11 protein-coding genes are annotated in these 9548 nt (G+C 72.9%); 3 read left to right on the top strand and 8 right to left on the bottom strand.

Features of this window, described 5'->3' with window-relative positions:
- From KBX53_RS11905 to KBX53_RS11895, 3 genes are all read right to left on the bottom strand, one after another.
- The coding region (locus KBX53_RS11905) for a cell wall metabolism sensor histidine kinase WalK (RefSeq protein ID WP_210859157.1) at positions 1-1180 on the bottom strand (1180 nt) is incomplete at its 3' end.
- Positions 1181-1214: 34 nt separating this feature from the next.
- Entirely contained in the window at positions 1215-1961 is a 747-nt protein-coding gene (locus tag KBX53_RS11900) for a response regulator transcription factor (protein WP_030332598.1), read from the bottom strand.
- Between the two features lie 98 nt (positions 1962-2059).
- Positions 2060-2350, bottom strand: coding sequence for a hypothetical protein (locus KBX53_RS11895; protein ID WP_245233643.1), 291 nt, complete (start codon positions 2348-2350; stop codon positions 2060-2062).
- 128 nt (positions 2351-2478) lie between these two features.
- On the opposite strand from KBX53_RS11895, the gene KBX53_RS11890 reads away from it, so the two are divergent.
- The 3 genes from KBX53_RS11890 (at position 2479) to KBX53_RS11880 (ending at position 5950) form a co-directional block, all read left to right on the top strand.
- On the top strand, positions 2479-3417 hold the full coding sequence (locus KBX53_RS11890) for a serine/threonine-protein kinase (protein ID WP_030332595.1): 939 nt from the start codon (positions 2479-2481) through the stop codon (positions 3415-3417).
- A 70-nt stretch (positions 3418-3487) separates the two neighbouring features.
- Positions 3488-3913: an OsmC family protein gene (locus KBX53_RS11885; RefSeq protein WP_030332593.1), complete on the top strand. Its 426-nt coding sequence runs from the start codon at positions 3488-3490 to the stop codon at positions 3911-3913.
- A 1188-nt stretch (positions 3914-5101) separates the two neighbouring features.
- Positions 5102-5950, top strand: a complete 849-nt coding sequence (locus tag KBX53_RS11880) for a hypothetical protein (RefSeq protein WP_030332589.1) — start codon at positions 5102-5104, stop codon at positions 5948-5950.
- Between the two features lie 31 nt (positions 5951-5981).
- Here the strand turns inward: KBX53_RS11880 and KBX53_RS11875 are convergent, their stop codons facing one another.
- From KBX53_RS11875 to KBX53_RS11855, 5 genes are all read right to left on the bottom strand, one after another.
- Positions 5982-6500: an ATPase gene (locus tag KBX53_RS11875; protein WP_210859156.1), complete on the bottom strand. Its 519-nt coding sequence runs from the start codon at positions 6498-6500 to the stop codon at positions 5982-5984.
- A gap of 113 nt (positions 6501-6613) precedes the next feature.
- Positions 6614-7060 (bottom strand): response regulator, encoded by a 447-nt coding sequence (locus KBX53_RS11870; RefSeq protein WP_030332583.1) that lies wholly within the window; start codon positions 7058-7060, stop codon positions 6614-6616.
- Positions 7061-7144: 84 nt separating this feature from the next.
- A complete protein-coding gene (locus KBX53_RS11865; protein WP_030332581.1) occupies positions 7145-7492 on the bottom strand; it encodes an STAS domain-containing protein in 348 nt (115 codons plus the stop codon).
- Between the two features lie 115 nt (positions 7493-7607).
- Positions 7608-8645 carry a B12-binding domain-containing protein gene (locus tag KBX53_RS11860; RefSeq protein ID WP_245233642.1) on the bottom strand — a complete coding sequence of 346 codons (1038 nt, stop codon included), beginning with the start codon at positions 8643-8645 and terminating at the stop codon, positions 7608-7610.
- Positions 8642-9548 (bottom strand): PP2C family protein-serine/threonine phosphatase (locus tag KBX53_RS11855; protein ID WP_210859155.1); only part of this gene is annotated, 907 nt, incomplete at its 5' end. The genes KBX53_RS11855 and KBX53_RS11860, both read right to left, overlap by 4 nt.

Here is a 9548-nt window from a genome sequence, read left to right as displayed (position 1 = left end):
TGACGGTGCTGCCCGGCGGGGTGTGCACCCGGGCGTTGGTGAGCAGGTTCGCCACCACCTGGTGCAGCCGGGCGGCGTCGCCGGGCACCCGGATCGCCACCTCGGGCAGGTCGAGCTGCCAGCGGTGGTCGGGGCCGGCGACGTGCGCGTCGCTGACCGCGTCCACCACCAGGGCGGTCAGGTCGACCGGTTCGACAGCGAGGGGACGGCCGGTGTCGAGGCGGGCCAGCAGCAGCAGGTCCTCGACGAGGCTGGTCATCCGGGTGCTCTCCGACTCGACCCGGCGCAACGCGTGCGCCACGTCGGCGGGTACCTCGTCGCGGCCGCGCCGGGCCACCTCGGCGTAGCCGCGGACCGCCGCGAGTGGCGTGCGCAGTTCGTGGCTGGCGTCGGCGACGAACTGGCGTACCCGGGTCTCGCTGGCCTGCCGGGCGGCGAGCGCGTCGGCGACGTGGCCCAGCATCCGGTTCAGCGCCGCGCCGACCTGACCGACCTCGGTGCGTGGGTCGGTGTCGGCGGTCGGCACCCGGACCGCGAGCGCCACCTCCCCACGGTCCAGGGGCAGCTCGGTGACGCGGGTGGCGGTGGCGGCCACCCGGTGCAGCGGTCGCAGGGTGGCCCGCACGATCAACGCCCCGGCGGCACCGGCGATGACCAGCCCGATCGCGGCCACCCCGAGCTGCGCCGCGATCATCCCCCAGACGATCTCCTGGACGCCGGAGAGGGGGATCGCGACGACGCGTACCCGGCCGTCCCAGTACTGCCGGGCCACGGCCCGGTAGTCGCCGCGATCACCGAGGTCGACGGTGCGCGGTGCGGTGTCGACCGGCAGGGCAGCCAGCGCGGCGACCTCCGCCACCGGCACGGACCGCGGGTCGGGGAACGCGTTGGAGGCGCTGTTGGTCAGGGTCCGGGCGCTGGTCACCCGGCCGTCGGTGATCTCGGCGACCACGGTGCCGGACGGCAACCCGGGTGGGATGCCCGGTCCGTTGCCGGGGAAGGCCGGCCGGCCCGGCCGGTCCCCCCGCATGGCCGTCGCGGGGGCCAGCTGGGCGTCCAGCCGGTCGATGAGGAAGTGCCGCAGCGCCACAGTGGTCAGGCCACCGATGGCGACGCTGACCAACGCCAGCAGCGCGAGCAGGGCGAACACCAGTCGGGTACGCAGGGAGCGCCCGGCCAGCCAGCCACGGACGGCGCGCAGCGGACGGCGGTGGCTACTCGGCGGGTTTGAGGACATAGCCCGCGCCGCGCAGTGTGTGGATCATCGGCGGCCGACCGGCGTCGATCTTCTTCCGCAGGTACGAGATGTACAGCTCCACCACGTTGGCCTGGCCGCCGAAGTCGTAGTTCCACACCCGGTCCAGGATCTGCGCCTTGCTGAGCACCCGGCGCGGGTTGCGCATCAGGTAGCGCAGCAGCTCGAACTCGGTGGCGGTGAGGGTGACGAGTTGGCCACCCCGGCGGACCTCGTGGCTGTCCTCGTCGAGGCTGAGATCACCGACGGTCAGCACCGCCTCCTCCCGGGCGGCGACCGCGAGCCCGGAGCGGCGCAGCAACGCGCGCAGCCGGGCGATCACCTCCTCCAGGCTGAACGGTTTGGTGACGTAGTCGTCGCCGCCGACGGTCAACCCGGCGATGCGTTCCTCGACCGCGTCGCGGGCGGTCAGGAAGAGCACCGGCACGGTCGGGGCGTCCTCGCGCAGCCGGCGCAGCACCTGGAAGCCGTCCAGGTCGGGCAGCATCACGTCGAGCACCACCGCGTCCGGTTGGAACTGTCGGGCGGTGCTCAACGCCGCCATGCCGCTGCCGGCGGTGCGCACCTGCCACCCCTCGTAGCGCAGGGCCATCGACAGCAGGTCGGTGAGCGTGGGTTCGTCGTCGACGACCAGCACCCGGACGGGTTCACCGTCGGGGCGACGCAGCTCGATCCGGCTCGGCGCGGCCTGCCCGTTCATGACCATGCCCCCATCGTGGCCACGATGCCTGTGCCGGGCCCCTGCGGACGCTGTGTGCCAGCTGTGCGGCCGGGCCGCCGCCACCGGTCAGCCCCGCCTCATGGTCACTCGGACACCCCGTAGGCGTCGGTGCGCACGAAACGCATGCTCCAGCCACCAGCCTCGTCGGGCCGGTCGCGTTCGTAGAGATGGTCGGGGCCGGGCTGCACCGGGCCCGTACCGTCCGGGTGCCGCATGATCCAACGCTGGGGTGGGGCGCCGTCCGACCCCGCCGGCAGCAGCCGGACCAGGCCGTCCGCGGGCCCGCCGACGAAGCGTACGGTGACCTCGCCCATCGCGGTGTCCCCCCAGGTGACCGTGCCGGCACAATCGGTGACACCGGCTCTGGCTCGCAAGCTACCGCACCCCGCCGCCGGGGCGCAGCGAGTGCCCGGGGCCGTCCGGCCTCGGTTTGCCCAGTTCGGAGTACGGGTACCGCGATCGAGCACCCGGCCGTCGGCGGGGCGAGGGCGAGGAGTGGTCGATGCGGACGCTGGACGGGCGGTACCGGCTCGAACAGCGCATCGGGGTGGGCGGGATGTCCGAGGTGTGGCGGGCGTACGACGAGGTGCTCGACCGGCCGGTCGCGGTGAAGCTCATCTCGCCCGGTCGCGACGACCAGGACGGCCCGGTGGACCGGATCCGCGCGGAGGCCCGGTCGGCGGCCCGCCTGGAGCACCCGAACGTGGCGAGCGTGCACGACTTCGGCACCTCCTCGACGTGGCCCGGCCGGCCGGTGTCCTACATCGTGATGGAGCTGGCCGAGGGTGAGACGCTCGCGGTGCACCTGCGCTCCGGGCCACTGGACTGGCGGATCGCGGTGCGGGTCTGCGCGGAGGTCGCCGCCGCGCTGGCCGCCGCGCACGCCGAGGGCATCGTGCACCGGGACGTCAAGCCCGCCAACGTCATGCTCACCCCGGCCGGGGTGAAGGTGCTCGACTTCGGCATCGCCATCGCCGCCGGCGCACTGGACCCGATGCCGTCCGGGATGGTGCTCGGCACCCCGGCATACCTGGCGCCCGAACAACTGGAGAAGACGCCGGCCACCCCGGCCGCCGACATGTACGCCCTCGGCGTGCTGCTCTACTACAGCCTGACCGCTCGCCTGCCGTACCGCGCGGAGACCGCCAGCGAACTGCTCCTCGCCCGCCGCTGTCAGCCGCCGGAGCCGCTGCCCGACATCGCCGGGCTCCCGGCGGAGGTCGCCGAGCTGTGCCACTCCTGCCTCGCCGACGACCCCGAGCAGCGTCCGAGCAGCCTGGTCGCGGCGCTGCTGCTGGCCGAGGCGGTGGACGCCCGGGTGTACGTGCCGATGACCATCCCGACGGCCCGACGGCCGGCCCCGACATCGCCGTGGACCGAACGGGCCGCCGCGGAGGCCACCGAGGCGGTGGCACTGGTGGACGAGCCCTCGCGGCGCTGACCGTACGGCGCACGGCGTTTCGCCGGGCGACGGCGGGGTAGCCGGCCTGGTGAGCGACGGGAGAAACGCGATGCCGGATCAGAGTTCCTGGCTGCGTGAGGCCACAGCGACCGCCGAGGGCGGTCACGTACGCACCGACGATGGCGGGCTCTCCACAGCGCTGGCCTCACCGCTGGCGCCGCACTGCACCGGGCTGACCCCGGAACAGTTGCTGGCCGCGGCCTTCGCCTCCTGCCTGCACCACGCGGCGGTGGAGGTGGCCGGGGAGATCACCGACGAGGCGCACACCGTGCAGGTCCGGGCGGAGGCGAAGCTGGGACGCGACAACGACGGCCGGTACCGGGCCGACGTGCACGCGGAGATCTCCTCGGCCGGCCTGAGCCGAGATCAACTGGCCGACCTGGTCGAGTACGCCGACCGGCTCTGGCCGTTCTCCAGCGGCGACGCCAGCCGACACCGGCTGACCGTCACCCCGGCCGAGAACGGCCGACACTGACCCGCCGGGCGGCCCCGACCCGACGATCGTGACGCGTGTCGGCCCCGCATGATCGTGCTCGATCCTGGTTGTAGGTGCCTCGTTCCTGCTTGAGGGCCCTGTTTCCTGGTTCGAGCACGATCTTGCGGAGGGCCTCGGCGACTTCGTCTACGACGCCGACTGGCACCGCGGCCATCACCCGCTGATCGACTCGGGTCTCTGAAAGTCGCGGCGTCCAGGTGGGGGGTTTACCCCGATTCGTCTACGACGCCGACCGGCACCGCGGCCATCACCCGCTGATCGACTCGGGTTTCTGAAAGTCGCGGTGTCCAGGTGGCGGGGATACCCCGACTTCATGAAAGCCGAGTGGATCATGTCGGTCTGCGTCGTTCGCGCAGCCTGACTGGGCCGACCCGGGCGCACCGCGCCGTGCGGCAACCCCGATGATGGTGAACAACCGGTCGATCAAGACCCTTGCCCGGCCGCCCAGCAGGACCCGCGACCAACCTGCGCCGGCCAAACCGGCCTCCGCCGGCCTCCGTCGGCCTCGCCGGGCGAACGAGGCACCGCACCCTCAAGATCGTGCCCGATCCAGTAAACAGGCCCCTCCCCATGCCGAGGAGGCCACTCCAACAGGGATCGAGCACGATCATCGCGAGCGGCGAGACCCCCCACCCCCCCCAGCGAACCGACGGCGGCCAGTGGGAACAGCCCCCGCGGGCCGAGCCAGGGGGCCGGGTGTCGCAACCCGGCACCGTGACGCGGCACCATGACGCGCCACCATGACGCGCCACCATGACGCGCCACCATGACGCGCCACCATGACGCGCCACCATGACGCGGCGCCGTGACGGGGCACCGTGACGGGGCACCGTGACGGGGCACCGTGACGCGGCACGCCGATGCCTGCCGATCGCGGCACTTCGCTGCGCCGCCGCCGGAGGATCGGCCGAGGGAGCGGTGGGCTTTCCGGAGGCATCGCATCGGGTGTTCGGTGGAACCTGGAGCGCGGTCGGACGTCGGACCGACGGCCCCTCGCCGCGAGCGCATTCACCCGGCAAGTCGGGAATAACCGTCTGGAGGCATCCGCGAGGTTGATCAGCTTCGCTCTGCTTTTGCCCGCTAAAGTCATCATGATCAGGGCAAATTGTGGCGCATGCCACCGTACCGGCCTATGGCATCGAGCATTCAGCTCTTTAGCCTCGGCAGGTGCATCCCGACGACCCCTCCGCCCAGAAGCTGACCGACGCGCGCCCGACCACCCCACCGGACGACGCCGCATCAACCGAACGGACGATCGGCCGTCACCGCGCTCCCGAACCGCGACGACGGGCCCTGCTGGGCTCGACCCCGGTGCGGGTGGCGCTGGCCACCGGTGTCACCTGCTGCCTCAGCCTCGTCGCGGTCGCCACCGCCCAGGGCAACGACGACACCCCCCGTACGGTCGAGCCGCTCGCCGAGGCGGTGGCCGAGCGCGCCGCCATCGCCGACGAACGCGCCTCCCGGTCACTGGACCGCGACCTCGCCCCCGCCCGGGTCCTGCCCAGCCCGACGGCGAAGCCCACACCCACACCCACCGCCGTCCGCAAGACACCCAAGAAGCCGGTCAAGCCCCGCCGGCCCCGGCCCGTCGCCGGCCTCGACCAGGCCCAGATGGACAACGCGAAAGTCATCGTGGACGTCGGCCTGGAGATGAAGATGCCGCGCCGCGCCCTGGTGGTGGCGTTGGCGACCGCCATGCAGGAGAGCAACCTCTACAACCTGGCCAGCGACGTCCTGCCCGAGTCGGCGCAGTACCCGAACCAGGGCAGCGGCTCCGACCACGACTCGGTCGGGCTGTTCCAGCAGCGGCCCAGCAGCGGCTGGGGCACGGTGGCCCAACTGATGCGCCCGTCGTACGCCGCCCGGGCCTTCTACAGCGCGCTCAACGAGATCCCCGGCTGGCAGGACATGAGCGTCACCTCCGCCGCCCAGGCCGTCCAGATCTCCGCCTACCCCGACGCGTACGCCCAGCACGAGGACCGGGCGACCACCGTCGCGGCCGCGCTCACCGCCTGAGCCGGGCGACCGACCCCCGCGCCCACGGGCCTCAGCGACGACCCGGCGGCTGCGCGCCCGGGTCCGGCCCACCGGCCCCGACGCGGCTGCCCGGCATGCCGGCGGCGGCGGTCGGGGTGTCCGCGGGCACCTGGTCGACCGTCACCTGGCTGAGGATCTCCTCCACCCGCGCCTCGCGCCGTCGACGGGCGTCCAACGCCGCCTCGACGTCACGTCGGGCCTGCACGGCCTCCGCGTACGCCTGCTCGCGCACCCGCCGTGCCTCCTCGCGGGCCTCGTCCAGCTCGACGCGGGCCCGGGCCAGGATCTCGGCGGCCTCGCGCCGCACCGCGTCCCCGGCGTGCCGGGTGACGGCGGCGTCGCCCAGGTCCAGCCGTTGCAGCAGCCCGCTGAGCCAGGCCGCCTCCTGACGGATCTCGTCCCACTCCCGGCCCGCCCCGGCCGCGCTCTCGGCCCGCGCCGCGAGCCGGGACAGCCGGATCCCCAGCTCGTCCAGGCAGTAATCCACCTGCCGCTGGTCGTAACCGATGTCAACGACGGAGAACCTCATACTGTCGCCCCCAGGCAGCCGCTGTTACTTCCCCACCTGGATCCTCGGCCGGGACCGCTCGCGCCGAGGAGGTTCGGGGAAAATGTTCAGCATCCGCTCAGGTGGCGGCGGCGTCAGGTGCGCTTGGGCAGCACCACGACCCGACCGAAGAACTCGTCGATGCGGCGGACCACGTCGTTGAAGTCGTCCAGGTCGATCGGCTTGGTGACGTACGCGTTGGCCTGCAACGTGTAGCTGCCGACGATGTCGGTGTCGGCGTTGGAGGTGGTCAGCACGACGATCGGGATGGTCCGCAGATCCTCGTCCTGCTTGACCGCACCGAGCACCTGCCGACCGTCCATCCGCGGCATGTTCAGATCCAGCAGGATCACGTCCGGTCGGTGGGCCTGCTGGTGCCGGCCCTCGGCGCGGAGAAACTCCATCGCCTCCTCGCCGTCACTGACCACATCGATGATCTTTTCGACGTCGGAGTCCGCCAGCGCCTCCTCGATCATCAGGACGTCACCCGGGTCGTCGTCGACCACCAGGATGCGTACCGGCTGCGGGCTGTCTACGCCCATCACTACCTGCCTCAGAGTCGGCGGAGACGGGACCCTGACGGTCACCGCGCTGGCGGGAAAATGCTGGCGGGGAAATCTAGCCCATCAGGACGCACTGCGGGACGCGGGGTCGACCGACTCCGGTTCGTAGCGCAACACGTCGGCGAGGCCCGTCACCCGCAGCACCCGCTCGACCCGCCCACGGGCGCCGGTGAGCCGGAGCCATCCCCCGTCGGCGGCCGCTCGGTTGTCACCCCGGACGAACACGGCCATCCCGGTGGAGTCGCAGAACGTGAGGTCGGTCAGGTCGAGCAGCACCCGGGTCTCGCCCGCCGCGGTGAGCCGGTCGATCACGGCGGACAGCTCGGGGGCGGTGCTCAGATCCAGCTCGCCGACGAGCCGCAGGTAGGCGCCACCACCGCCGCGCTCGACGTAGTTGACGCTGAACGTCACCGTTCTCCCCCTCGCTCCACCCATGGGTGGGACGTTTGCAGTCCGGCAAGTATACGCAGAGCTGACCGTGCCGCCGCTGAGCGCGGTGATCGATCCGGAGCCACCAGTGGGTCGGTCAGCGGGGCCTGCCAGGCAGCGTCGCCGATCCCAGCGCCAGCGCCCGCGCCGCCCGCGGAAAGTCCCGCAACGCGCCGGCGTAGTGCTCCAGCGGCAGGGCGATCGCCCCGACGGGCACCCCACGACTGAGCAGAATCCCCGACAGCCACTGCACGAACTCCGTGAACAGCGAAGCGTCGTCGACGTAGACCGCGGCGGCCAGGAAGTCAACGATGTGGCCCAGGTCGCTCACTGTCGCGTCGAGCTGCGCGGCGGTGTACTCCCGGGTCGCCGGCACCCGCTCCCGCAGCTCCGCCAACGCGCTGTCGATCAACTCACCCCGACGACGCAGGAGGCTCGGGTACTCGTCGTCGGCCAGGTGGGCCAGCCGGGCCGGCGGCGCCCCGCGCAGCGCCCGCTCGTCGGCGATCAACTCGGCCGCCGAGGGCGCGTCCGGTGCCCAGGCCACCCCGAGCCGGCCCGCCCACCGGCCGTCAGCACCGAACCCGCGCCCGCCGACCACCACCGGCACGTCCGAACGGCGGCACGCCTCGATCATCCGGTGGGCGTACGGCAGGCGCATCGGCAGCGCGCACGCCAACGCGACCGCGTGCGCGTCGTAGCGGTGCAGATACGACACGAGGTGCGCGGCGGGCACGCTGGCCCCCAGGAAGGTCACCTGCCACCCGCGCAACCGCAGCACCTCGGCCACCAGCCGGGGCGGCAGCGCGTGCCACTCGCCGTCCATGCAGGCGACCACCACCCGACCGCCTGTCGGCCGCGGCTTCACGTGCGCCGACACCGCCGCCACCACCTGCTCGCTGATGTGGGTGGCCGCGTGCTCCTGGGCGACGCTCCACTCGTTGCGCGCCCACCGCTCGCCCACCTCGGCCTGGGCGGGAGCGACCAGGTCGAGCAGCACCCGTTCCGCCGCGACGCCGGCGTCGAGCAGGCCGATCGCCAGGTCGGTGGCGGCGTACTCGTCAGCGTCGGCGAGGTGGTCCAGGTAGCCGGAGTACGCCTCACCGAGGTCGGGGGCGGCCATGGCGGCGGTCACGCGTCGGTCTCCTCTGTCCGGTCGATGCCGGCGGGCACCGAGTGCAGGTGCCGCCCTCCGCGCCCGCCCGGGCCGGCCGCCCGCAACGCCAGCACGGCGATGTCGTCGTGGTCGCCCTGGGCCAGCCAGTCGCAGGTGACCTGCTCGACCCGTTCGGCCAGGGCCGGCGCGGGCATCCGCTGGCAACCGGTCAGCGCGGTGACCAGCCGCTCGGGGCCGAACAGCTCGTCGCCGCGCCGGCCACCCCGGGCCTCGGTCACGCCGTCGCTGTAGAGCAGGCAGGTTTCGCCCGGTGCCAGCCGCACGGTCACCTCTCCGACGCGGGGGTCGGACACCACCCCGATCAGCATGCCGCGTAACGGCACCGTCTCCACCTCGCCGGAGGCGCGCAGCACCAGTGGTGGCAGGTGCCCGCCGCCGGCCATGGTGAGGGTGAGGCCACCGTCGCGCTCCGGGCGGGCCACGCCGAGCACGATCGTGGCGAAGCGACCCTGGCCGTGCGCCTGGGTGGTCTCGAGCAGCGCGTCGTTGAGCAGCCGCAGCAACCGCGCGGGGTTCGACTCCAGCCGGTGCAGCGCCTGAAGGCACTGGCGCAGTTGGCCGGTGAAGACGGCGGCCTCGACGCCCTTGCCCGACACGTCGCCCAGGAAGAACACCGAGCCACCGTCGGTGAGCCGGAGCGAACCGTAGAAGTCCCCGCCGATGCGCAGCCCCGCCTGCGCCGGGCGGTACGCGGTGCCCCACTGCACACCGACGGCCTCGACCGGCTCGACCGGCAGCAGGCTGGCCTGAAGGGTGTCGGCCACCTCCGCCTGGTCGCGGTAGAGCAGCGCGGTGGTCAACGCCGCACCGGCGCGGGCCGCGAACGCGCGGACCAGCTCCACGTCGTCCTCGTCGTACCAG

This window comes from Micromonospora sp. M51 (assembly GCF_018070305.1).
GTDB lineage: Bacteria > Actinomycetota > Actinomycetes > Mycobacteriales > Micromonosporaceae > Micromonospora > Micromonospora parva.
The sequence above is the reverse complement of the archived record's forward strand: the minus strand, read 5'-3'. Positions and strand labels throughout refer to the sequence as shown.

Bases quoted from the DNA above. Each gene is read 5' to 3' on its own strand.
- KBX53_RS11900 (WP_030332598.1), bottom strand. From the start codon at position 1,961: ATGGTCATGAACGGGCAGGCCGCGCCGAGCCGGATCGAGCTGCGTCGC.
- KBX53_RS11890 (WP_030332595.1), top strand. From the start codon at position 2,479: ATGCGGACGCTGGACGGGCGGTACCGGCTCGAACAGCGCATCGGGGTG.
- KBX53_RS11885 (WP_030332593.1), top strand. From the start codon at position 3,488: ATGCCGGATCAGAGTTCCTGGCTGCGTGAGGCCACAGCGACCGCCGAG.
- KBX53_RS11875 (WP_210859156.1), bottom strand. From the start codon at position 6,500: ATGAGGTTCTCCGTCGTTGACATCGGTTACGACCAGCGGCAGGTGGAT.
- KBX53_RS11870 (WP_030332583.1), bottom strand. From the start codon at position 7,060: ATGGGCGTAGACAGCCCGCAGCCGGTACGCATCCTGGTGGTCGACGAC.